The sequence below is a fragment of the Vibrio sp. DNB22_10_4 genome (genome assembly GCF_052879755.1).
This window is the reverse complement of the sequence record NZ_JBNNXW010000008.1, coordinates 156,806-177,900: the sequence shown is the minus strand read 5'-3', so window position 1 is coordinate 177,900 and position 21,095 is coordinate 156,806. Positions and strand designations below refer to the sequence as shown.

At 46.1% G+C, this 21,095-nt stretch carries 19 protein-coding genes; 10 read left to right on the top strand and 9 right to left on the bottom strand.

Annotated features, from left to right (window positions below; translation table 11 throughout):
• Nucleotides 1-81 precede the first annotated feature (81 nt).
• Nucleotides 82-1,104: an AbrB family transcriptional regulator gene (locus ACVA6Q_RS17770; RefSeq protein ID WP_446648384.1), complete on the bottom strand. Its 1,023-nt coding sequence runs from the start codon at nucleotides 1,102-1,104 to the stop codon at nucleotides 82-84.
• Between the two features lie 195 nt (nucleotides 1,105-1,299).
• Here ACVA6Q_RS17770 and ACVA6Q_RS17765 point away from each other — a divergent pair, with 195 nt between their 5' ends.
• On the top strand, nucleotides 1,300-1,965 hold the full coding sequence (locus ACVA6Q_RS17765; protein WP_446648383.1) for an HAD family hydrolase: 666 nt from the start codon (nucleotides 1,300-1,302) through the stop codon (nucleotides 1,963-1,965).
• Here the strand turns inward: ACVA6Q_RS17765 and ACVA6Q_RS17760 are convergent.
• Nucleotides 1,962-3,209, bottom strand: a complete 1,248-nt coding sequence (locus ACVA6Q_RS17760; RefSeq protein ID WP_446648382.1) for a D-amino acid dehydrogenase — start codon at nucleotides 3,207-3,209, stop codon at nucleotides 1,962-1,964. The genes ACVA6Q_RS17765 and ACVA6Q_RS17760 overlap by 4 nt on opposite strands.
• Nucleotides 3,210-3,313: 104 nt before the next feature.
• On the opposite strand from ACVA6Q_RS17760, the gene ACVA6Q_RS17755 reads away from it, so the two are divergent.
• Nucleotides 3,314-4,210: a LysR substrate-binding domain-containing protein gene (locus tag ACVA6Q_RS17755; protein ID WP_446648381.1), complete on the top strand. Its 897-nt coding sequence runs from the start codon at nucleotides 3,314-3,316 to the stop codon at nucleotides 4,208-4,210.
• 1 nt (nucleotide 4,211) lies between these two features.
• On the opposite strand, the gene ACVA6Q_RS17750 is transcribed toward ACVA6Q_RS17755, so the two are convergent.
• From ACVA6Q_RS17750 to glpK, 3 genes are all read right to left on the bottom strand, one after another.
• The gene (locus ACVA6Q_RS17750; RefSeq protein WP_446648380.1) at nucleotides 4,212-5,513 is read right to left on the bottom strand and encodes an alpha/beta fold hydrolase; all 1,302 of its coding nucleotides are present in this window, start codon (nucleotides 5,511-5,513) and stop codon (nucleotides 4,212-4,214) included.
• A 141-nt stretch (nucleotides 5,514-5,654) separates the two neighbouring features.
• Nucleotides 5,655-6,101, bottom strand: a complete 447-nt coding sequence (locus ACVA6Q_RS17745; protein WP_446648379.1) for a hypothetical protein — start codon at nucleotides 6,099-6,101, stop codon at nucleotides 5,655-5,657.
• Nucleotides 6,102-6,296: 195 nt separating this feature from the next.
• Entirely contained in the window at nucleotides 6,297-7,787 is a 1,491-nt protein-coding gene (gene glpK, locus ACVA6Q_RS17740) for a glycerol kinase GlpK (RefSeq protein WP_446648378.1), read from the bottom strand.
• A 266-nt stretch (nucleotides 7,788-8,053) separates the two neighbouring features.
• Here glpK and glpD point away from each other — a divergent pair, with 266 nt between their 5' ends.
• Entirely contained in the window at nucleotides 8,054-9,586 is a 1,533-nt protein-coding gene (gene glpD / locus ACVA6Q_RS17735) for a glycerol-3-phosphate dehydrogenase (protein ID WP_446648377.1), read from the top strand.
• 34 nt (nucleotides 9,587-9,620) lie between these two features.
• On the opposite strand, the gene ACVA6Q_RS17730 is transcribed toward glpD, so the two are convergent.
• On the bottom strand, nucleotides 9,621-10,487 hold the full coding sequence (locus tag ACVA6Q_RS17730) for a DMT family transporter (protein ID WP_446648376.1): 867 nt from the start codon (nucleotides 10,485-10,487) through the stop codon (nucleotides 9,621-9,623).
• A gap of 186 nt (nucleotides 10,488-10,673) precedes the next feature.
• Here ACVA6Q_RS17730 and ACVA6Q_RS17725 point away from each other — a divergent pair, with 186 nt between their 5' ends.
• The 5 genes from ACVA6Q_RS17725 (at nucleotide 10,674) to ACVA6Q_RS17705 (ending at nucleotide 14,312) form a co-directional block, all read left to right on the top strand.
• Nucleotides 10,674-11,003 carry an STAS domain-containing protein gene (locus ACVA6Q_RS17725; protein ID WP_446648375.1) on the top strand — a complete coding sequence of 110 codons (330 nt, stop codon included), beginning with the start codon at nucleotides 10,674-10,676 and terminating at the stop codon, nucleotides 11,001-11,003.
• Nucleotides 11,004-11,123: 120 nt separating this feature from the next.
• Nucleotides 11,124-12,665: a transcriptional regulator TyrR gene (gene tyrR, locus ACVA6Q_RS17720; RefSeq protein ID WP_353496452.1), complete on the top strand. Its 1,542-nt coding sequence runs from the start codon at nucleotides 11,124-11,126 to the stop codon at nucleotides 12,663-12,665.
• Nucleotides 12,665-13,243, top strand: a complete 579-nt coding sequence (rimJ, locus tag ACVA6Q_RS17715; protein WP_353496451.1) for a ribosomal protein S5-alanine N-acetyltransferase — start codon at nucleotides 12,665-12,667, stop codon at nucleotides 13,241-13,243. Before tyrR ends, rimJ begins: the two co-directional genes overlap by 1 nt.
• Nucleotides 13,240-13,830 carry an HD domain-containing protein gene (locus ACVA6Q_RS17710; protein WP_446648374.1) on the top strand — a complete coding sequence of 197 codons (591 nt, stop codon included), beginning with the start codon at nucleotides 13,240-13,242 and terminating at the stop codon, nucleotides 13,828-13,830. Before rimJ ends, ACVA6Q_RS17710 begins: the two co-directional genes overlap by 4 nt.
• An 8-nt stretch (nucleotides 13,831-13,838) precedes the next feature.
• The gene (locus tag ACVA6Q_RS17705) at nucleotides 13,839-14,312 is read left to right on the top strand and encodes a DUF2947 domain-containing protein (protein ID WP_446648373.1); all 474 of its coding nucleotides are present in this window, start codon (nucleotides 13,839-13,841) and stop codon (nucleotides 14,310-14,312) included.
• A 116-nt stretch (nucleotides 14,313-14,428) separates the two neighbouring features.
• Here ACVA6Q_RS17705 and ACVA6Q_RS17700 read toward each other — a convergent pair whose 3' ends face one another.
• The 3 genes from ACVA6Q_RS17700 to ACVA6Q_RS17690 all read right to left on the bottom strand — a co-directional run bounded on the left by ACVA6Q_RS17700 (nucleotide 14,429) and on the right by ACVA6Q_RS17690 (nucleotide 18,142).
• The gene (locus ACVA6Q_RS17700; RefSeq protein WP_446648372.1) at nucleotides 14,429-15,049 is read right to left on the bottom strand and encodes an HAD family hydrolase; all 621 of its coding nucleotides are present in this window, start codon (nucleotides 15,047-15,049) and stop codon (nucleotides 14,429-14,431) included.
• A gap of 166 nt (nucleotides 15,050-15,215) precedes the next feature.
• Complete coding sequence (locus tag ACVA6Q_RS17695; RefSeq protein WP_446648371.1) at nucleotides 15,216-16,586, bottom strand: L-serine ammonia-lyase; 1,371 nt, start codon at nucleotides 16,584-16,586, stop codon at nucleotides 15,216-15,218.
• 14 nt (nucleotides 16,587-16,600) lie between these two features.
• Nucleotides 16,601-18,142: a sodium:solute symporter family transporter gene (locus ACVA6Q_RS17690; RefSeq protein WP_446648370.1), complete on the bottom strand. Its 1,542-nt coding sequence runs from the start codon at nucleotides 18,140-18,142 to the stop codon at nucleotides 16,601-16,603.
• 337 nt (nucleotides 18,143-18,479) lie between these two features.
• On the opposite strand from ACVA6Q_RS17690, the gene ACVA6Q_RS17685 reads away from it, so the two are divergent.
• Nucleotides 18,480-19,784: an MFS transporter gene (locus tag ACVA6Q_RS17685; RefSeq protein ID WP_446648369.1), complete on the top strand. Its 1,305-nt coding sequence runs from the start codon at nucleotides 18,480-18,482 to the stop codon at nucleotides 19,782-19,784.
• A gap of 184 nt (nucleotides 19,785-19,968) precedes the next feature.
• Nucleotides 19,969-20,985 carry a nuclear transport factor 2 family protein gene (locus tag ACVA6Q_RS17680; protein WP_446648368.1) on the top strand — a complete coding sequence of 339 codons (1,017 nt, stop codon included), beginning with the start codon at nucleotides 19,969-19,971 and terminating at the stop codon, nucleotides 20,983-20,985.
• The last annotated feature ends 110 nt before the right edge of the window (nucleotides 20,986-21,095 follow it).

Sequence of the window (21,095 nt, the reverse complement as noted above, 5' to 3'; positions counted from 1 at the left end):
TATAGATCTATATGGCAGTTGTATGACACGTGGAGTCTTTAGTCTTTGGAACATGAACTTCAATTACCGGTCAACATAGATTTAGAGTCTACTCAAACGCTCCAAGGGCGCTTTAAGAGCCGCTGGCATCATATAAAGCATCATTAATCTCATCACGTGATTGATGGCGACAAAGGCCGGTTCAAGCCCGAGTAACAACGCTACAGCTGTCATGGCTTCAACGCTTCCTGGCACCCAAGCAAGCAACAATACCTGCCAATCTATCCCCGTTAAGAAATGGAAACTAGCGGCAAAACAAAGGGTGACGCTGACGCCCAGAAGGGTGACAATAAACCCTGCCTTGGAATAGCTGATGGCCTCTCTCAGTGTTGTGGGGGCGAGGCGAACGCCAATGAGCACACCTAATATTGCCGTTGCGAACATAATCAATGATTCAGGAACGGTGAGGGCGAGATCCGGCAATGAACTATGATAGGCTGCCGCGGTGACGAGACTGGTTAACAAGAATGGTGCTGGTATTCCTACTTTTCCAACCAGCTTACCAAGCAAAAAGCTCGTGACTGCAAGCAGTGTAAGATGCCCTGTTAGTGCAAGGTTAAATGATTGAGTCAGTTGAGAAGCATGGCTTTCGCCTGTGGATGCAATGACGCCAGCTAAAACGACCAGTAGTAATAACCGAATAGAGTGCGAGAAGACAATCTTAGGAGAAGGTTTCTCTTGTCCTTCACTTATCACTAATATTGCCGCCATTGCACCAGGGATCGCACCAAGTAGGGATTCAAACGGTGTCCACTTTTCCTTTTTGTAAAGCCAAAGAAAGTTCACAGTCGTTTGGCAAAGCATACATAGGACGAGTCCCAAAAATAGAGGTAATGAAAATGAGCCAACGAGCTCGGCCACAGGTACTGTGATGCCGATACTAATGCCAAGTATTAGCTGGATTAGGGTGAGTATGATATCGGGCAGCTTGATGGTTTGAGCGCTCAATCGCAGATAAAGGATAGTGGCGAATGCAGCGGCAAAAAGTTCAGACAATGGCAGTGGGATAGGGCTCGCAAGCAATGCTCCAGCCAAACCTATCAAGATGGTTTTCCATACCGCCATAACTATTCCTTTGATTCAATGTGCCTTTTTCATGTCGATTATATACTGAAGTCCATGCGTGCAGCGAGGATACTTGGTTATATCCTTACACGAATCTGTGCCGCTATTTACTTGGCAATATTCACTCGGATACGGCACAATGCGCTCAGATAAAGGTGTTGGCCTTATTTGGATGCATTGGAAAAAGAGAGAGAAATGAATTTTAAAGCTGCGATTTTCGACATGGACGGATTGCTGTTGGATACAGAAAACGTCTGCAAAGGTATCTTTGAGAAAGCTTGCGAAGCGTTAGGGGTGCCATTTCTTGAAGAGAAGTATTTGTCGATTATCGGCTGTAATTCAAAAACCATTCACGCCAAATTAGGCGAGGCATATGCTGGAATTATTGACTATAAAGTGATCAATGAAGAGTGGCGCCAGCGTTACACAAGCGTTGTATTCCATCAAGCAATTCCCAAAAAGCACGGCGTTATTGAGCTGCTAGATTGGTTAACCTCCAAGAACATTCCAATCGCTGTTGCGACCTCTACTCATCGTGAGGTCGCTGAAAAGAAACTTAAGCTCGCGGGCTTAGACGGCTACTTTAACTGTTTAGCGACTGGATGTGAGGTGACGTGTGGCAAACCAGATCCAGAGATCTACCACTTAGCGGCTAAGCGACTTGGCGTTGCTTCAGAGCATTGTTTGGCGTTTGAAGATTCCAATAACGGCGTCAAAGCCGCCGTGGCGGCAGCTATGCATACTTACCAAGTGCCAGACTTGGTTGCACCATGTGAGGATGTTAAAGCACTAAATGTGCAAACTAGAACCTCACTATTTGAGGTATACCAAGAGCTGTCAGGTAGTTACCTAACTCGCTAATATCGTTCGATGCTCAGTTCGGGTAATTCTTGTTTTCCGTTTGAAGCAATCAGCTCGGTAAGAATATCCGCGGAACCACAGGCCATCGTCCAACCTAATGTGCCATGTCCGGTATTCGTATAAAGGTTGGTCAGTGGAGTTTTACCGATGATTGGCGTTCCGTCTGGCGTCATCGGGCGAAACCCTGTCCAGTAATCGGCGCTCGCCAAATCTACGCCTTGAGGAAACAAGTCGCTGACTACGTGGTTTAGAGTCGCTAAACGTTTGTCGGGAAGAGCGGGATCAAATCCGGCTAATTCCGCAGTGCCCGCAACGCGAATTCGGTCATCAAAACGGGTGACGGCCACTTTAAAGGTCTCATCCATGATGGTCGACGACGGCGCGTGGCTTGGTTCGATGATAGGCAAAGTCAATGAGTAGCCTTTGACCGGATAAATGGGCAGATCAATGCCATGTGGTTGCAGCAGAGCCTTTGAGTAACTGCCAAGTGCCACCACAAAGTGCTCTCCAGTGATGGTACCGTTTGAGGTGGTTACACCGACGACACGGCGCTGCTCAGTTATTAGAGTGTTGATGTGAGTATCGAATAGGAATTTAACACCTGATTGCTCCGCCATCTTCTGCAGTTGCTGGCAGAAAAGGTAACAGTCGCCCGTCTCATCGTCGGGCAAGTAAAGTCCGCCAACCAAATCCCCAAGCATATTTGCGAGCCCCGGCTCTTGTTTCAAGCACTGCTGGGTATCAAACAGCTGGAATCGAGTTCCGCTTTCAGTCAATAGCGCTATGTCTTTCTCAATGGCATCAAGTTGCTGTTGAGAGCGGAAAATTTGTAATGTTCCTTGTGTTCGCCCTTGGTATTGGAGAGTGTGGTCTTGATTTAGCTGCGCCAGACATCGACGGCTTCGATTGGCAATGGTCAGCATTCGGGATTTATTCAGTTTGTACCTGCCCAGCTGACAGTTGATCAGCATCTGGGTTGCCCAGCGAAAAAGCTCTGGGCTCAAACTCGGTTTTATCTTAAGTGGCGCGTGTTGCTCAAATAGCCATTTAATGGCCTTGGAGGGAATACCTGGTGCAGCCCAAGGTGAAGAATAGCCATAGGAAATTTGTCCTGCATTGGCGAAACTGGTTTCCTCGCCAGCTCTAGACTGCCTGTCGACAACCGTTACCTCAAAGCCTGCCTGAGACAAATACCACGCACTAGTGAGTCCAACGACTCCGCTTCCCAATACAATGACTTTCACTATCGCTTCTCGCACTTTTAAATTTTACCTAGAATGGTCAATTTACATTTGGTTAACAATCGATAAGAATTAATAGCAGGTTTTAGAAATATTAAAGGCTCGAAATGAAGTCAGCATTGTTAAATGGGGTGAACTTAGTTTGTGTTGTTGCTCGACATACCAGTATTACCAGTGCAGCAAAGCAACTCAATCTAACAGTCGGTGCAGTAAGTCAGCAATTGCAACAGGTAGAGGATAAGTTAGGTTTTAGTGTATTTGAACGCCATGCTCGTGGAGTACGATTAACGGAGCAGGGTAATCGGTTAGTGGAAGCCACAAGTCATCACTTAGCCGCTATTGAGGAAAATGTATTCCAACTAACTCGTGTTTCTGAACGTAAACAGATCAGGCTCAAATTAACTCCCTCGTTTGCTTTTAAGTGGTTAGTGCCCAGACTCGAGGACTTTCATCGTCGCTATCCAGACGTCCAGATTCATACCTTGGCTGAGGGGGCGTTGGTGGACAGCGACAATCGGGACTTTGATATCGCCATAGATTATGGGTCGATGCCTTATAAACGCCCAGAGGCTGAATTGCTGATGGAAGAGTGGTTAATCCCTGTGTTGAGTCGCGATTATCTGGCTAAACACCCAGGGCTACAGCAAGGGAGCGAGGCATGGCATCAGGTGACATTACTCCACGACATAATGCCGTGGCAGGGAGTGCCAAAGGACTATGAATGGCAATACTGGGCTTCTGAGCAAAGACTGGACATCGAGACTAATAGAGGACACTTTTTCAATCGAACCGATATGGCTATGTCAGCAGCGGAGGCGGGTGTAGGCGTTGCGTTAGCGAGACAAGCGTTACTAGGGAATGAGATTGAACAGGGACGACTGATCGCCCCTTTTGCACCGATAGCGGCTCATGCAGGGTACTTTATCATTACCCAATTCGACGACCCGTATACAAGATTATTCAAAGACTGGCTGAAAGAACAGAGCCAGTCGACGTTGAACTAGCCTATTGCTGACAGTAATGGATGTGATCACCCATTTCGATCAACTTGTCTAGAATGCGCTCCCCATCTGCTCGCAACCCGTTATGTTCATATTCGTTGGTGATCCAAGCTTTTGAATTGGGGATTTTAGCGAGTGTTTCCCGGCTGATGTCCATCTCAACAAACATATCGTCAGCGTACACGGCGCAACTTACGGGAACGCGGTTGTTTGCCAATACTTCTGCATTGTATAGCGAACCCCAATCCGCTTTTTCTGTGAGTAGGTTGGCGGCATCTTTAAGGGGTTCTAAGCATTGGTATTGCTCAAACATCCACGGGAATACCATTTCGCCGGTGAAATAGAAACAATCGTCGCCCGGTTGGTAATTAAACTCATCGTGCTGCTGCCTAACGCGATCAGCAGACCAATTTGATGCAAAGCCTTGGCAATAAATGGACTCGTGCAAAAGCGCATAAATAGGGTTGGTTTGAAATGCCTGTTGCGCCAGCATTTCATTCAGGAATTCGTAACGTAATGTTGGTTTTCCATCCACTTCAATGAACGCATTTTCAAGAGAGTAATAGGTTGGAAGGAAGGTATCGCTGACTCCAAAATTAATCCCGATTTGCTGAAATTGTTCCACGGTGAAAACCTGCCCATTCGGTAAAGTCACCTCGTTTGTCGCCAGATGGTTAGCAATTTTTTTGCAGAGCGATTGGGCATGTGGGAACTGATGGAAAAACTGTTGGTTTTTCTCTTTGGTACGCTTGAACGTAGCGTTGTAGACATCGTCAGGATGTCGTTCTATTGAGGGTACGCCGCCCGTTATGTAAGCACGGCTCAGACTATCCGGAAATAGTGACAAGTAGGTCAGAGAGCAAAAACCGCCAAAGCTTTGTCCCAAGATAGCCCATTGTGTGACCCCAAAAGCCTGACGAATAAATTCAGCATCCCGAACGATGTTATCTGCACGGAAATGGCTTAAGTATTCAGCTTGGTCATTTGGAGAAAGGTGTGCCAAGGTCTGGTGACTGACAACACTACTGTTCCCTGTGCCCCGCTGGTCAAGCAGCAATACGCGATAGTCCTGCAAAGCGCGTTTTAGCCAGCCACTGTTGCCATTGGGGCGCGGAGATGGAAAGCCAGGGCCGCCTTGAAAAAAGACCAGCCAGGGCTTTTTGGCGTTGTCTTTGGCGAGAGTGACTTCTCTCGCGAAGAGTTGCAACGAACCTTTTGCAGAGTCTTGGTAGTCGAGAGGAACCGTAAAGTAGTGAGGGGTATATTTTAAACCGCCATCAATAAAAGCAGGGGAAGTTTGGGTCATATTCAAGCATCCGTGAAGAATAACAGTACATTTAACAATAGAATCGACGCGCTGTTACTCTGACAGCGCTCGCTGAACTTAGCGGTTTTCGTGTGAAAACACCACTGTTTAGTGCCGATTCTCTAGTTTCTTTTCAGATAGTTATGCCGAACGAGCGCGAGTCATCTTCACTCCGTCACGAATGTTGAGCCCCATGAGAGTAAGATTGGTAAGACCTGCTACAAGTTCGATTGCCTGTATCACGTAGAAGGTTGTATTGAAACTTCCGATACTCGCTAGGTGCTGAAGATAGATAGCGGCAGGAAGTAAAATCAGAAGACCATTAGCCGCAACAAACGGCATACGCTTTTTCTTGGCACCAACGAGTCCTTTTGTTGCTTTTGGAGCCAGTTTCGTACCAGTAATTCCGGCTGTCGCCATAGCTGGGATGAGTAGCCACACCGCATAACAAATGTAGGTCTTAACCGTTAGAATGGCGTTGTATCCACCAAAGATTTCGACCATAACCGTGCTTAGAAAAAATGACGAAATTAAAAGAAAGGCCGTTAAAGCCGCAGTGCGGTGTATTGTTGATAGCGTTTTTTTCATGCCAATCGTTCCACTTATAACTGTTGAATAGAAAGTGATGACCATGGTCATCATTTAATATCAGGCATACTACACTGCAATAGTTGCGTTTGCAACTATTGTTTGTGCACTTTTTAATTTGAAGATAGGCACTGAATCAGGTGCAGAAGCGTAAAAAAACGCACCAGGCGGTGCGTTATTATTGTAGGGCTAAGCCTAATGAGTTTTCGTTCGCCCAATAGCCGTCAACCAACCGTCGTAAAGAGTCTCACGTTTTTCGCGTTCTAATTCAGGACTAAAGGTTCGCTCGATCTCCTTTTTATCAGCGAGTTCTTCTTGGTTGTTCCAATAGCCAACGGCGAGTCCAGCAAGCATGGCAGCTCCCAGAGCTGTTGACTCACGAACCATTGGACGAACCACTTTGCTACCCATGATGTCGGATTGAAATTGCATCAAAAAATCATTGGCGACAGCGCCGCCATCGACTCGTATTTGATTGAGTTTGATGCCTGAGTCTTCTTCCATTGCCAGTAACACATCTTTACTTTGATAAGCTATAGCTTCCAGTGCTGCGCGAATAATATGATTGCGATTAGTCCCTCGGGTTAAGCCAACTAAGCTGCCTCTCGCATGAGGATCCCAATAAGGCGCACCCAGCCCGACAAATGCTGGCACTAAATAAACACCGTTTGAGCTGTCCACTTGCTGGGCAAAATACGCCGTGTCTTTGGCATCACGAATCAACCCTAACTCGTCTCGCAGCCACTGAATTGTTGCACCACCCATAAATACGCTGCCTTCAAGGGCATACGTGACTTCATCGCCGATTTGATAGCCTACTGTAGTGAGTAGACCATGTTGAGATTTAACTGGCTTGCTCCCAGTGTTCATCAGCAAAAAGCAACCCGTGCCATAGGTGTTCTTCACCATGCCTTTTTTGACACATTGCTGGCCAAACAGCGCAGCTTGTTGGTCCCCAGCGATACCACTAATGGCAATAGCATGGCTGCCACCGCCTATTTGTGTATGGCCGTAGATTTCGCTCGATGACTTTACACTTGGCAACATGGTTCGCGGAATATCAAAGAGGTCGAGTAATTCTTCATCCCATTCTAGGGTATGAATGTTGAATAGCATGGTTCTTGAAGCGTTACTCACGTCAGTCACATGCGCTTTACCGTGGGTAAGTTTCCAAACTAACCAGGTATCGACCGTGCCGAAGAGCAGTTCATCGTTATCGGCCTTTTCGCGCGCACCTTCTACGTTGTCCAGTATCCACGCCACTTTTGATGCGGAGAAATACGCATCCACGACTAAGCCCGTTTTGTCTTGAATCATTTGCTCGTGGCCATTGGCTTTGAGTTTGTCACAGTAATCAGCAGTGCGGCGACATTGCCAAACGATAGCGTTGTAGATGGGTTGTCCGGAGTTTTTATCCCAGACGATAGTGGTTTCTCTTTGATTGGTAATGCCAATTGCGGCGACTTGATCACTGCCAATATCTGCTTGGGCGAGGGCTTCGGTCAGCGATGAGCGTTGTGTTGCCCAAATTTCCATGGGGTCATGCTCAACCCAACCTGGTTGCGGGTAGATTTGAGTGAATTCGCGTTGAGAAGTTGTGATGACATTGGCGTCATGATCAAAGACGATCGCTCGTGAGCTGGTGGTGCCTTGGTCGAGAGCGATGATGACGTTTTTGTTATTCATAGAGTATCCGTCTATCTATCAATGAGTGTTAATGAAAGAATCTGTTCGTTTTCGACCATGAGTCGAAAGCGATACAGAGAACAATATTGGATGATAATAGTGGTGTTGATAATAATATTCAAAGCAGGACGAAGAATGTGTGAGCAAAGTGAGAGAAATGAACAAATTTAACATTTTGCTATCAAAATGCTCGCATTGTTCGTTTTCGAGCATTATATTGTTCGTATGTGCTCATTGAATGGCGAAACTAACGGAGGCAATCGGGGATGGGTGAATCGAACAACAATTACGACGTAATAGTTATAGGCGGCGGTATTAATGGTGTGGCTGTGGCTGCCGATGCAGCGGGGCGTGGATTGGATGTCGCTCTGGTTGAGATGAACGATCTTGCTTCGGCTACGTCATCAGCCAGCAGCAAACTCATTCATGGTGGGCTTAGATACCTTGAACATTACGAGTTTCGTTTGGTGTCAGAAGCATTAGCTGAAAGAGAAGTGCTGTTGAAAAACGCTCCCCACTTAGTCGCCCCATTGCGCTTCCAGTTACCTCATCGCCCTCATCTGCGTCCAGCGTGGATGATACGCGCTGGGCTTTTCCTTTACGATCACTTAGGAAAACGAGTGTCTTTACTTGGCAGCAATAGCGTTAAATTTTCTGGCGATGAAAGTCCACTTCTACCAGAGATGAAAATTGGTTTTGAGTACTCTGACTGTGCGGTTGATGATGCGCGTTTAGTTGTCGCTAACGCCATGCTGGCAACGGAGAAAGGAGCCGAGATATTGACGCAAACCAAATGCACAGGAGCCCGCAGATTGGCAGACGGCTGGCTTGTTGAAACCAGTAATGCTCTAACTGGAGAAACTCAGTCGTTACGAGCTAAAGCCTTAGTTAACGCAGCTGGCCCTTGGGTTGACCGCTTTTTTGATGACCAACTAGCTTTACCATCTCCAAGAAGCATCCGATTGGTCAAAGGGAGTCACATTGTTGTTCCCCGCATGTACCAAGGCGATCACGCCTACATTTTGCAAAACGAGGACAAGCGTATTGTTTTCGTCATCCCTTATATGGATAAATACTCTGTGGTTGGTACGACGGATGTGGATTATCAAGGCGACCCGAGCAAGGTGGTGATTGATGACAGCGAAACGGACTATTTGTGTGAAATAGTGAACCAACACTTCAAAACAAAAATCAACAAACAAGACATAGTGTCGGATTGGTCTGGTGTAAGACCACTGTGCGAAGATGAATCAGATGATCCGCAAGCGGTAACTCGTGATTACACGATTGAGCTCGATGATGAGCTTGATGACGCTCCATTGCTATCGATTTTTGGCGGCAAGCTCACAACGTATCGTAAACTCGGACAGGCGGCGGTGGATAAGCTAGCGCCATTCTTCCCGCATATGGGCTCGCCTTGGACAAAAGAGGCGATACTGCCGGGCGGAAACTTCTCTACCAGAGAAGCCTTAGCGAAAAAAACCGCGAAACGCTATCCGTGGCTTGATGTTGATCTTATCAATCGCTGGGTACGGGCTTACGGTACAAGCTTGGAGAAAATTGTTGCTGGGGCTTCGGAAAATGAAGCGCTTGGTGAACATTTTGGTCATGGACTCTATCAAGCGGAAGTTGATTACCTGATGCAAAATGAATGGGCAACCTGCTGTGATGATGTATTGTGGCGAAGAACTAAGCTAGGACTAGAGTTCTCGGAACTGCAAACTGAGAAGCTTGCAGCGTACATGGCAAGATGTCTCTCTGCGCGAAGACTTACAATGCTGAAATGTGCGGGCGAGTAGACAGTGAGCGCGCCAAGGCGCGCTTTTTTTTTTGTTAGCGTTTTCGCAAGCGAATCATAGAACTGAGTCGATAAAAAATGAGCGAGCCAAGTAGTAGTGAACAGCCAAGTATTTTGTTAAACGGCATAGGCTCGTGATATATCATCACGCTCAAAATCAGTGTCCAAATGGGCTCCAATAGCATCAGTAGCGCCGCGTTGGTTGGGTTCGCCAGCTTCTGACCTGTGGTCTGCATTAAGTAACGCAGGCTTGTCGCTAGGACGACACTAAGCCCGAACCATTTCCAAGTCGTTGTCGAAACTTCACTTGGCCAAGTCTCGGTAAAGTAGGACAGGATCAGACCAAGCACACCGGTAGAAAATAACTGTAACGTAGCAAGTAGGATCGGTGAGAGCCGAACTGAATACTTGCTGTTGAAGTTAAAATGCACTGCAAGTCCGATGGCGGAAATCAAAAACCACAGTTGGCTCGCATCAAATGTCCAACTTCCTTTCCACGATAATAAGAATAAACCAACCATGGCGATAGGTAGTGATAGCCAAAACGCACGGATAGGTTTAGTTTTGAACAGCATCCAAGCCACTATGGGCACGATGAGCATAGAAAGGCTCATGATAAACGCGCCTTCACCTAGCGTGTCACTAATAGAAATCGCATAGATCCAGCTAAAAATGGCGCAGCCTAAAAATCCACCGACGCTGAGTGCTCGTAAGCAATCGGCGAGCGGAGCCGCTTTAAGCGCTTTAAGACAAAATGGCAGAAGTAATAGCGACGCTAAGACAAAGCGTAACCCAATAAAGCCAAAAGGTGGCAATCCGGCAATGGCTTCTTTGGAGAATACCCATCCGGCACCAGCAAGCAATGTAGTGAAAACTAAAATTAATTCAGCGCGATAGTTCAAAATCGTATGGTCTTTATGTTTTTTGTGTATTCTGCGCCAAAAAGCGTGTCTTAGCCACATCAATATTGAGGACAAACACTGTTTGTTGTCGAATGCTGTACGAATAAAAAAATGCGACTATATTCATATGTGAAGATAAATAAAATTTAACTCAACAAACCACACTCATCTTGGCTAGAGGTGTTTATGACTTTCGCAACGTATAGCAATGACTCGTTGACCGTAATTGAAGTCGAGTCCGCTAGGTTTGACGCCAAACTGGTCACCCAGTTTCGTGATTTTATTGATGATATGCCAGAGACAGGGGATAAGCCCATTTTGCTCGACTTGACCCATGTGAGTTTTATGGACAGTAGTGCCCTTGGGGTACTGATGGCATTTAAGAAACACCACCAACAATCGGACATTTCTGTTGTCACGGAGAGTGCGCCGGTATTGCAGCTTTTCAAAGTCACCAAAGTCGATCAAATCGTTAAGGTATACAGTGATTTAGAGCAAGCTATTTTAGCTGATTAGCTTTTTACGCTTAAAAACAACGCAAATCGCCCATGCAACTTTCTGTTTTTGTTGACGACTCTCGCTGAGTCATACACACTTAGTGTCAACAATTCGTGACACTTTCTACAGGAACACAAAGTGCGTTTAGAAGTCCTTTGCGAAGACAGACTCGGGTTAACTCGAGAGCTGCTCGATATCTTGGCATCCAATAGTATCGACTTACGTGGTATCGAAATCGATATCACGGGCATCATTTATCTCAATTGCCCCGATATAGACTTTGAAACTTTTCGCGACCTGATGGCGGAAATCCGCCGTATTTCAGGGGTGAAAGACGTACGAAAAATCCAGTTTATGCCTAGTGAGCGACACAACACCGAGTTGGTGTCTTTGCTGACTAATTTACCATATCCGGTACTTTCCATTGATCTTAAGGGCGCCATCGATATGGCAAACCATGCGGCGCTCAAACTACTCGCAAAGAGTGAAGATGAGGCCATGGGTCAGCTTATCTCCCATGTATTGCCAAGCTTTAACTTTGCCAAATGGATCGAAGGCGATATCACTAGACAAAAACAAGCGATTGTCATCGACGGCTTGGATTATACCATGGAGATCTTGCCGGTTTATATTACTGGTGAGTCGAATGAAACGGTGCTCGCCAGTGCTGTAATGAGTATTCATCCCACCACTCACGCCATGACAACTGAGTCGTTGGCGGACAGTAACACGTTAGGCTTTGAGCACTTTGTTGGTCTCTCAAACCGTCACAAAGCACTAATGAGCCAAGCGAAAAAGCTTGCCATGCTTGACCAGCCACTTCTGATTGAAGGTGAGACTGGTACAGGCAAAGAGATGTTAGCAAAGGCGTGTCATAACCGCTCTCATCGCGCTTCTCAGCCATTTTTGGTACTCAGTTGTGCCTCTATGCCGGATGATGTGGCGGAAACAGAGCTGTTTGGCCATGCGCCAGGCTCGTTTAATCACCAACACGGCCATAAAGGTATTTTTGAGCAGGCTAATGGCGGCACTGTGTTACTTGATGAAATTGGTGAGATGAGTCCGCACCTACAAATTAAGCTATTGCGCTTCTTGCAAGACGGCACTTTCCGCCGTGTCGGTGAAGAACACGAAGTGCATGTCGATGTCAAAATCATTGCTTCAACTCGTCACAACTTAGCGGATTTGGCAGAGCAGGGCGCATTTAGGGAAGACCTTTATTATCGACTCAATGTACTGACGTTGACGATACCGCCGCTTAGAGAGCGAGCGAGCGACATCGCCCCACTGCTTGAGCTGTTCGTTGCCAAGCACAGCGCTAAACTGGGCATCACCAAACCAGAAGCTGACGATGAACTTCTGGATGCGCTCAGCAATTACCCTTGGCCTGGCAACATGAGACAGCTTGATAATATGGTGTTGCGCGCACTCACCCAAGCGAGTGGTGCAAGACTGAAGTTAGAAGATTTCAACTTACCGAAACTGGAAGCGGTGAGTGCAGGAAATGTGAATCTGAACATTGATGGCTCGTTGGATGACATTATGAAAGACTACGAGTCAAAGGTACTCGAAAAGCTTTATCAGTCGTTTCCATCCAGCCGTAAGCTTGCCAAGCGATTGAATGTTTCTCACACCTCAATTGCTAACAAGCTGCGCGATTACAACATCAGGAAGAATTAATGGAAGACAGAAGCTCAGCGGTGCAATTGCATCGCTGTGAGGGCAATGTGCTGGTTCGAAGTTCAGCGCCCTCAGACGCTTACACCGTGGCTCAGTATTTTCGTGACAATCGTGAATTTTTAGAGCCATGGGAGCCAAAGCGTGAACCCGGTTTCTTCCAAGTGGATACTTGGGCGAATAAACTGCTCAAACTGGAAGAGTTGCACCGATTAGGTTTGGCTTATTACTGTCTGGTATTTGATGCAGACACCAAAGAAATGAAGGGGACGGTTTCGTTTAGCAATTTAGTTCGCTTTCCCTTCCATTCATGCAATTTAGGCTACTCTCTGGCACAAGATGCGCAAGGGCAAGGGTACATGCGCCGCGCCTTGTCTATGGCCATCCCTTACATGTTTGAGTTTCAAAATATGCATCGCATAGCTGCCAGCTATATGCCTCACAATAAGCGAAGTGAAGCCGTGTTGCAGCATATGGGATTTGAGCGAGAAGGGTTTGCTAAAGATTATTTGCTGATCAATGGCCAGTGGGAAGATCACATACTGACGGCGCTTCATAATCCAAATTGGAAGGAATCATGAGCAATAGACTAGAGCAGCAACTGAACTTATTGATGGAGTTAGACAGGTTGAAGTCTGTCTTGCGCCGTACCCGTGTTCGCAGTGCAGAAAGCCGTTTTGAAAATAGTGCGGAGCACAGTTGGCATGTCGCCATGATGGCGTTGCTGTTTCAAGAGCATGCCAATGAGCCAGTGGATATAACAAAAGTTATTAAGATGCTACTTTTGCACGATATTGTCGAAATTGATGCTGGAGATACCTTTGTCTACGATGTCCAGGCATCTCAATTGCAAGAGCAAAAAGAGCTTGAAGCGGCTGAACGATTGTTTGGCATGCTACCTGAGGACCAAGGTGAAGAGCTGTTTACAATTTGGCGAGAGTTTGAGCAAGCTGAATCGGCGGAAGCCAAGTTCGCTAAAGCGCTAGATAGATTGATACCAATGTTACTTAACTATCACAATCAGGGACAAAGTTGGATTGAGAACGAAGTAACAGAGACACAAGCGATTCAGGTGAATCAAAAGATAGAAAAAGGTTCACAAGTGCTTTGGGATAAAGCAAAATCGCTCATTGAAGAAGCCGTCGAAAATGGCTGGTTAAAGAATTAGGATACTGAATGTCGTACACAACTTTGGATGAATACCAAAGAAAATGGATTTTTACTCATCAATCAATGCCGGTACCAGAGTCTGACTGGCCGCAAATCAAACCTATGACCGAGGCGCGTGCTGCTCAGTTTTGGAAAGAAAATGTCAGCGCTCAAAGCCCAGATGCCGAGCGTTTAAGTAGCCAAGATTGGCCGATGAAAGATAGCAACTGGTGGGATGAAGTTGATTGGATGCAGGCTTGGGACGCGGATGAAAACGATCTACCAGAGGCTGTAACTCAGTTTATTGACTGGCAGGACGACGTTACCGTGTACTTCTGCTATGAAAAGTACAACGTGATTGAAACGAAATGGTCGACCTTCAAACGCTATTGGAAAAACTTTCTATTTTACGATGACGGTCCAATCTTGTTAGGCCGACGCCGCTCTGAAGCGTTATGGTTTTCAACCAACGGCACCGTGAAACTCGGCAAGCGTAAATAAACAATAAAGCCAGCGATATCGCTGGCTTTTTTTCGTTTGATTCTTCAATCATGGCCTCTTCAGCTAAGCCACTGTTGTTTTTTCAGCCTTAGCGGTTATCGACTAGATCGGCATAACTAGAACTCAAGGCCAAGCTTACGAAGCGCATGCACAGCTTGTTCAGCACTTGAAAATTGAATCGCATGCAGGCCATTTTTCAACGCCCCGTCAACATTGTACGGCATGTCATCGAGGAACACAGTTTCATTCGCTATAAGGTTATTCTGTTCCAGCACCGCTTGGTAGATGTCATCACTAGGCTTTAGTACTCCAAGCTCTGCAGAAACGGTGGCATGCTCAAACAGTTCCCAAAATTCGTAGCGCTGTCGCAGGTGGGCGACAATTTCATGAACGTTATCGGTGAGAGCGAAAATACGATAGCCAGCAGTTTTAAGTTTCATGATGAGATCGACAGAGCCATGCAACAGTATTTGTGTTTCCTTCACATAGTAAAATAGCCTGTCACACTCTTCTGGAGTCAGTCCGATTTCAGTTTGGTATCGCGACTTCGTTTCAGCTTCGGTTAGCTGACCTTTGTTAAGCTCTAACCAAATATCGCTTTGAAAAATTTGTTTCGCACGCTGGTGGGAAACATCACCTTGGGTACCAAACGTTAAACTGACGATTTCAGTTGGAGACCATCGGACAATCACGTTGCCCACGTCAAAAACCACATTCTTTATTGAAGCGCTACTCACGATCGATTCCTTGTTATTAGGTGGACTTTAAAGAGTATCTTGGATTGATTACAAATGCTGTGCTATTGGCTGAAAATATTTCAAAACCAAACAAGGTGTTTGTGTTGTCAAAAGTGGTATAAAAAACGGCAGCCTTGCGAGCCGCCGTTTTGTCACTTCAGTTTCTTTATTCACAAGGTGGAGCAAGGTGAATCAGTGCTAAACCGCCTTGAGAGGTTTCACGATATTTTTTATTCATATCTTTACCAGTTTGGTACATGGTATCAATGACTTTATCGAGAGAGATTAAGCATTTGCTAGTACGCTTAAGCGCCATACGTGAAGCGTTAATGGCTTTCATCGCACCCATTGCGTTGCGTTCAATACATGGAACTTGAACCAAACCACCGATAGGGTCACAAGTCATACCCAGCGAGTGCTCCATCGCGATTTCCGCCGCGATACACATTTGCTCGTTGCTGCCGCCGCGAAGTGCTGTTAGACCTGCCGCTGCCATTGAAGAGGACACACCAACTTCACCCTGACACCCTACTTCAGCACCAGAGATAGAGGCATTGGTTTTGTACAAGATGCCAATAGCGCCGGACACAGCAAGGAAATCTTTAAGCTGCTTAGTGTCGAGCTCTTTGATGAATCTGTGGTAGTACATCAAGACTGCAGGAATAACGCCAGCCGCACCATTAGTCGGTGAGGTGACCACTTGACCGCCTGCTGCATTTTCTTCACTAACAGCAAAAGCGAACAAGTTAATCCAATCCATGATTTCCATTGGATCGTTTTCTATTGCTGCATTGGCTTCGAGTTTCTTCAGAAGGTTAGGGGCACGGCGAGTCACGTTTAGACCACCATCTAAGATACCTTCCGTCTCAAATCCGCGCTTCATACAGCGCGTCATCACGCGCCAAATCTGCTCGGTTTTCTCGTTGATCTCTTCGATGTCTTTGAATGCTAATTCGTTACGAAGCACCATACCACCGAGGCTCATGCCGTTCTTCTCGGCAAGTGCTAACATCTCATCCGCGCTAGTGAATGGATACTCAACGCTGACGTCTTCTTCGTCTTTTCCGTGTTGTAACTCATGTTCCGTTGCGATGAAACCGCCACCGATTGAGTAATAGGTTTCGAAACCAACACGATTGCCTTCTTTATCAAAAGCGGAGATCGTCATGCCGTTTTCATGGAGAGGGAGGTTTTCTTCATGGAACAGCATGTCGGTTTTGTAGTCGAATGCGATGGTATGCGTATCAGCAAGAGGTAGTTCGCCTTCATTAATCGCTTTCTTCATTGCTTGGTTAGCACTAGAAATCTTGATGGTGTCTGGCTTGTTGCCAAGTAGACCTAGGATTGTTGCTCTATCGGTATGGTGACCAATACCCGTTAAAGAGAGCGAACCATAGAGGTCAATCTGTACGCGATTTACCTTATCAAGGTTGTCAGCAATGAGCTTTGTGAACTGATAGCCAGCGATCATTGGCCCATTCGTGTGGGAACTTGAAGGGCCGACACCAACTTTATATATGTCGAAGATGGACAACATAACTTATTACCTTATTACAGCAGTACTGAACTGAGCCAGTCAGGGATATAGAGACAAATAACCACAGTGAACGCTGCGAAGACAAAGAGCCCGTAGTGGCTGGCTTTTGGCTTAGCGATCAAGTGCTTCTGTTTATGAATAAAGTCTAGCTGTTCGGACGTTACTTCGCCCCATTTATAGCTAGTGGCCAATCCTACGACCAAAAATACCAAAGTCCCTATTGGTGCAAACCACGGCCACGCGATGTCCATTCCTTTAGCAGCAAATACGGCGACCATGCTAACAATACTTCCGAGAATAATGCCTTTTTCGTTGGCTTTCTTAGATGCTATTCCTAACACAAAAGAGCCAAGACGAATACCTACAAAAATTGAGGTCAGACTAGCGATCGTCTTTAATACTGATTCGTTGGAGACAGCTAAAATTGCCGGCACGACAACCGAAGCTGCTGCGACTAAACTCATTTTTCTCGCGGTACTTTCATAATGAGCATCTTCAGCATCGGTCTTAATAAAGCGCTTATAAATATCAAATGTCGCTACGGTAGCCATGGAGTTGTAGGTTGAATCCAGCGTCGACATCGCGGCAGCTGCCAGTGCTGAAATGATCAAACCAATAATAATTGGATTGGTGTGATTGAACACAAAATCCAAGATAACTTCATTTTGGTTATCAAAGACTTGACCATCGTAGAACAGATTAAGCAGCACACCTAAAATTGCGAATAGTAGGTAGATAAAAAACGCGCCGTAACCGCAAAGCAGCATAGACTTTTGAGCCGTGTTGACGTCCTTGGTGGCTAGAGTGCGCTGGATAATAAGCTGGTTGGTGCCATAAACGCTTAAATGCAGAAACGCAACCGCAACCAAGCCTGCCCAGAGTGTCGTATCGATACTCAGATCCATGCTCAGGTTTATGACGTTGAGCATTTCCGGCGTCGATTTCACGCCGCTTTCTAGATCAAAAATTAAGATAAAGAATATCGCAACCGTACCTATAACAAGGATCAGTGACTGAAGCATGTCTGTCCATATAACCGTCGATATACCGCCTGCATAGGTATAAATAGCGGTAAATACACTAATGCATAAGATCGCCTGGGTAATGGTGATAGGTAAAACCTGAACTAGAATTAGCGACACCGCATACAAAATGACACCTGCGGAGATACATTGCACCACAAGAAAAACGATCGAGTTGATGGTTCTGGCATAGATACCAAAACGCATCTCTAAATACTCATAGATAGAAGTCAGCTTGAGCTTGTAGAAGATAGGAACGAAAAACACCACGGTAAAAAAGATTACCAAAGGGTAGTTGAGATGGATCGCCATCGCTTCCATCCCTGTTCCATAGACCCACCCTGGCATTCCGATGAAGGTCATTGCACTTATATAAGTCGCGAGAATGGATACTCCCGCAGTAAACCAACCAAATTGACGTCCACCTGTCGAAAAGTCTCCACCCGTTTTCAGCCTCTTGTTTACTAAGTAGCTGATAAATATGGTTGTTGTAATGTATAAGGCGATTACAACGAGGCTTGAGTACGTAACCATTCTTGATTATTCCAAAACATCTTTCGCTTCAAATTCGAGTGGATTCTATCGTCATTGTAGGCGAATGATACAGTTCTGAGTCAAGAAATGTGAGATCTATCGACTAAACTGACTGTAAATACACCAAAATGGCGAATTTGACGCGTTAGTGTGACCTATGTCACTAAAATCTGCACTTTGGGTGCGTATTCATTGGTTTTTGATATGGATCACGGATCTTTAAACCACAAAAAAAGTAAGATTCATCTCGCAGGACGGGGGCAGTCAAACAAAGTTTAGAAACACTGTACTCGCCATTAAAAATACTATACCTAATTAAAATAAGGGTTTAACGGCTATGACCGCTAAAAAACACATGAGCGAAGTTCCAATGTTCCAAAGGGTAGCTGCCTATTTAGCTATCTTGGTTGGTTACTTCTTTTACTGTTATAACTTTGTAATTATTGACTACGTACGCCCCTACATTGTTGAAGCGTACGACGGAATTAGCTTGTCGGATACGGCTCAGTTCTATACATGGCAGTCCGTTGGTGCCCTGATTGGTGCATTAAGCTGTGCTTGGTTCGCAACCAAGTTTGGTAAAAAGAACACCTTGATTGCCATTACTGCACTGAACGGTGGCGCAACCATCATCAATATGATGTTTACCGACTACGCTACATGGGCAGCAATGCGTTTCATCATCGGTCTATCACTGGGCGGTTACTTCACGGTTGCTGTATCACTGATGATTGGCCTATTCACGCCAACAGTACGTGGTAAGTTGACGGCATTTGCATCTTCTATGTTCTCTGTGGCTTTGATGGTAATGGGTGCGTATGCAGCATTTATCACAAGCATCGATGCTCCATGGCAAAGTCTAATGTGGGTTGGTGGTGTGCCACCACTAGCGGCAGCAGCTCTAATGATCTTCGTTCTACCGAGCGACAAGAAAGTTATCGCTTACGGTGAAGAAGAGCAGGCGGCGGCAGAGGCTTCAACAGACGCTAACGTGACGGCGAAGAAAGGTTCATGGGGCGAAATGCTAAGCAAGCCTTACCGTACTATCACTATGACTTGTTTGCTACTTGCAGGTCTGAACTTCTACGGCTTTCAATTCTTCGGTGGTTTCGTAACGACTTACCTACGTGAAGTTCGTATGTTTGACGGTGCAACAATCGGTCTAATCTTCTCCATCTCAGCATTTGGCTCGCTATTTGGTGCTTGGTTTTGGGGTTGGGCGGCAGACAAGTTTGGTCGTAAGGTGAACGCATTTGGTTTCATCCTAGCCGGTATCATGGTGTCAATCTTCTTCATCGCACCCGGTAATATGGTTATTGGCGGCCTGAACATGCTTGCTATCCTTGGCCTGATTTATAACTTCGGTCTGTCTTCATCAGCCGTATGGGGTGGTTACTTCTCAGAGCTATTCCCAGCACACCTTCGCAGCTACGGTGCAGCACTGTTCCACGGTGGTCGTATCCTAGGTATGTGGGCGCCAATGGTACTTATCTTTATCCAAGAGCGTACCGACCTACAAACAGCAATGTGGGGTTCACCAATTGTATGGATCATTGCAGGTCTTCTATGGCTAACACTGCCAGAGACACTAAAAGGCGGCGTGTTCTACAAAGAGAAGAAAGTAGAAAAAGCGAGCGCTTAATTAAAGAGCTTAGTCTTTAACGAACCTTAGTCTTTAACGAAGCTCAGTTTTTAACGAACTTTGGTCTTTAACGAATTTAGTCGACGGGTAGATTCTCTCCGGTATCTGAAGATACCTGTCGACAACCTAACTTAATTACGAGTCCTGTTCCAACACCGACTCATCATTAATAAGAGAGATGATTATGTCTAAATATCAAGAAGCAAAACGCGTTGTACGTGAATACTTCGACGCAATGGAAAACGCAACGCACGAAAACGTTGCTGAAGTACTAAAAGCTCACACTTCAGAAGATTACCTATGGCGTGGTGTTTACCCATTCCGTGAGCAAGAAGGTGCGGAAGCAGCTGCAGAAGTTTTCTGGGCTCCTTTGATGAAATCTATGACTCGCATGCAACGTCGCCAAGATATCTTTATCGGCGGTGAAAACGAAGTAACTTCAGGTGAAATCTGGGTTATGAGCATGGGTCACTTCATGGGTCTATTCGATGCAGAATACCTGGGTATGCGTCCAACAGGCAAAATCATGAACATCCGTTACGCTGAATTCAACTGCGTAGAGAACGGTAAAATTACTAAAACAGGTCTCTTCTTAGACCTACTAGGTGCGATGGACCAAGCGGGTTGCTACCCACTTCCACCTTCAACAGGTAAGCACTTCACTTACCCTGGTCCTCGTAACCATGACGGTCTATTGTTTGAAGATGCAGCGCCTGAAGAAGGTCAAGCGACTCTAGATCTAGTAAACAAGATGGTTGCTGACCTATCTGCACTTAACGACAGCGGCGCTATGGGTTGTCCACCAGAAGTACTAGCGAAGAGCTGGTCTGAAGACATGATCTGGTACGGTCCATGTGGCATCGGTGCGTCTTACACGATTCCTCGTTACCAACAGCAGCACCAGCTTCCGTTCCGTAACAACCTAAAAGACAAGAAATTTAACGGCCACGTGTGTCGTTTCGCAGAAGGTAGTTTCTCTTGCTTCTTCGGCTGGCCAAACCTATCAAACACGCCAATCGGTGGTTTCCTAGGTATGACTGGCGGTGAAGTTCGTGCGGACATGCAAGTAGTAGACGTTTACTACCGTGACGGCGACAAGCTATCTGAGAACTGGGTACTGATTGACCTACCTTACTGGCTAAAACAGCAAGGTCTAGACGTGTTCGAGCGTACTTCAAGCATCCTTAACCCTTCTCTATAAAAGCAATACCTACGGCTTGAGCGTCCTCTCAACCTCAAGCCTGCTCCCAACCGATGCCACAGGACGTGGCATCGTTTTTCCTGATTATTATTTTTAACGGGCTGTTAGGC

What these genes read in the sequence shown, in the direction of transcription:
- ACVA6Q_RS17710 (WP_446648374.1), top strand. Translation starts at nt 13,240, where the DNA reads ATGAGCAATAGACTAGAGCAGCAACTGAACTTATTGATGGAGTTAGAC.
- ACVA6Q_RS17755 (WP_446648381.1), top strand. Translation starts at nt 3,314, where the DNA reads ATGAAGTCAGCATTGTTAAATGGGGTGAACTTAGTTTGTGTTGTTGCT.
- ACVA6Q_RS17770 (WP_446648384.1), bottom strand. Translation starts at nt 1,104, where the DNA reads ATGGCGGTATGGAAAACCATCTTGATAGGTTTGGCTGGAGCATTGCTT.
- ACVA6Q_RS17765 (WP_446648383.1), top strand. Translation starts at nt 1,300, where the DNA reads ATGAATTTTAAAGCTGCGATTTTCGACATGGACGGATTGCTGTTGGAT.
- ACVA6Q_RS17745 (WP_446648379.1), bottom strand. Translation starts at nt 6,101, where the DNA reads ATGAAAAAAACGCTATCAACAATACACCGCACTGCGGCTTTAACGGCC.
- ACVA6Q_RS17705 (WP_446648373.1), top strand. Translation starts at nt 13,839, where the DNA reads ATGTCGTACACAACTTTGGATGAATACCAAAGAAAATGGATTTTTACT.
- rimJ (WP_353496451.1), top strand. Translation starts at nt 12,665, where the DNA reads ATGGAAGACAGAAGCTCAGCGGTGCAATTGCATCGCTGTGAGGGCAAT.
- ACVA6Q_RS17685 (WP_446648369.1), top strand. Translation starts at nt 18,480, where the DNA reads ATGACCGCTAAAAAACACATGAGCGAAGTTCCAATGTTCCAAAGGGTA.
- ACVA6Q_RS17690 (WP_446648370.1), bottom strand. Translation starts at nt 18,142, where the DNA reads ATGGTTACGTACTCAAGCCTCGTTGTAATCGCCTTATACATTACAACA.
- ACVA6Q_RS17725 (WP_446648375.1), top strand. Translation starts at nt 10,674, where the DNA reads ATGACTTTCGCAACGTATAGCAATGACTCGTTGACCGTAATTGAAGTC.
- ACVA6Q_RS17750 (WP_446648380.1), bottom strand. Translation starts at nt 5,513, where the DNA reads ATGACCCAAACTTCCCCTGCTTTTATTGATGGCGGTTTAAAATATACC.
- glpD (WP_446648377.1), top strand. Translation starts at nt 8,054, where the DNA reads ATGGGTGAATCGAACAACAATTACGACGTAATAGTTATAGGCGGCGGT.
- glpK (WP_446648378.1), bottom strand. Translation starts at nt 7,787, where the DNA reads ATGAATAACAAAAACGTCATCATCGCTCTCGACCAAGGCACCACCAGC.
- ACVA6Q_RS17680 (WP_446648368.1), top strand. Translation starts at nt 19,969, where the DNA reads ATGTCTAAATATCAAGAAGCAAAACGCGTTGTACGTGAATACTTCGAC.
- ACVA6Q_RS17695 (WP_446648371.1), bottom strand. Translation starts at nt 16,586, where the DNA reads ATGTTGTCCATCTTCGACATATATAAAGTTGGTGTCGGCCCTTCAAGT.